This window comes from Vibrio thalassae (genome assembly GCF_900089835.1).
GTDB classification, from domain to species: Bacteria; Pseudomonadota; Gammaproteobacteria; order Enterobacterales; family Vibrionaceae; genus Vibrio; species Vibrio thalassae.
Genome location: NZ_OANU01000187.1, coordinates 1 through 1017, shown reverse-complemented (window position 1 = coordinate 1017; position 1017 = coordinate 1). Strand labels below are relative to the sequence as shown.

General features: G+C 42.8%; 2 protein-coding genes and 1 pseudogene. 1 reads left to right on the top strand and 2 read right to left on the bottom strand.

Going from position 1 to position 1017, the window contains the following annotated elements; all coding sequences use genetic code 11:
• Positions 1–136 (bottom strand): transposase (locus VTH8203_RS25650; protein ID WP_158296061.1); only part of this gene is annotated, 136 nt, incomplete at its 3' end.
• Positions 137–208: 72 nt separating this feature from the next.
• Between VTH8203_RS25650 and VTH8203_RS23610 the strand changes: the two are divergent.
• Positions 209–810 (top strand): annotated as a pseudogene (locus VTH8203_RS23610) (cache domain-containing protein); the annotation flags it as partial.
• A 56-nt stretch (positions 811–866) separates the two neighbouring features.
• Here VTH8203_RS23610 and VTH8203_RS23605 read toward each other — a convergent pair.
• The coding region (locus VTH8203_RS23605; protein WP_208617716.1) for a transposase at positions 867–1017 on the bottom strand (151 nt) is incomplete at its 5' end.

Below are 1017 nucleotides of genomic sequence, written 5' to 3'. Positions count from 1 at the left end.
CTAAATACTTATTCTTCCAATCGTGCAGAGTAGAGATATGCATACCTTCATTATCTGCAAACTCCCGCAAGGATAAACCACTTTCAACAAACCTGCGAATAGTTGCTTTCTTATGCTCTTCTGAATAACGCTTCACTTAATTAAACTTACCGCTCCCTGTTTTACTTTTATTGAGGATTAAGGGCGACAACTATCCTGACACAGGGGGCTATTGGGTTACCTAGATGGCGGTGTGCTGATGAATAATAACCTCGCGCTGGTCGATCGTATTCGTGACACCATTTACCCATTGAACCAACTTGATCGTCATATTCAGGGGACAGTCACCTTATTTTTGGATGATCACGTATTGCGACCAATGTTCCAATGGATGAGTCTTATTCTGGAAGACGTGCGCTTGGAACCTTGTTGTCAGAGGAGGTGAGCCACGCGGTTCTTGTGAATGGAGAGCGCTGGGTAGATAAAGCCTATGTTTATGATATGTGGTATATCGCTGGCTATAAGCCAATTCGAGATATGAACAATCATATTGTTGGTATCGCCTACACCGGATATTTGGTGTGGCCGCTTATTAAAACCTACATTACAAACATTGGTGAAGTGAGTGTCATTATCATTGTCTTGCTTTTTGCATCTGGTTTTATTGTCTATCGAGGAGCGCGAGATCTGTTTAGACCGATCGAGCAAATTCATCGCGTGGTTAAAATGGTCCAGCTTGGCAAAGATGAAGAGCGAATTGGAGAAATTGGATTGGATGATAAGCATGAACCAAGTCAGCTTGCTAAACAGTTTGACAACATGCTGAATCAATCAAAACTACCGGTGAAACCGGTAGTATGATGAAAGCCCCTAGAAGGGGCTATGTTTTATAAGCCCGAGAGTCGCAACTGCTCTTGGCGTTTTTCTTCCGACTCCTGATTACGTATGTATTCACGAATCATCTGTTCATCGAGTCCTACTGTGCTAACACAGTAACCTCTTGCCCAGAATTTTCTCCCAGTAAAGTTACGTTTTACC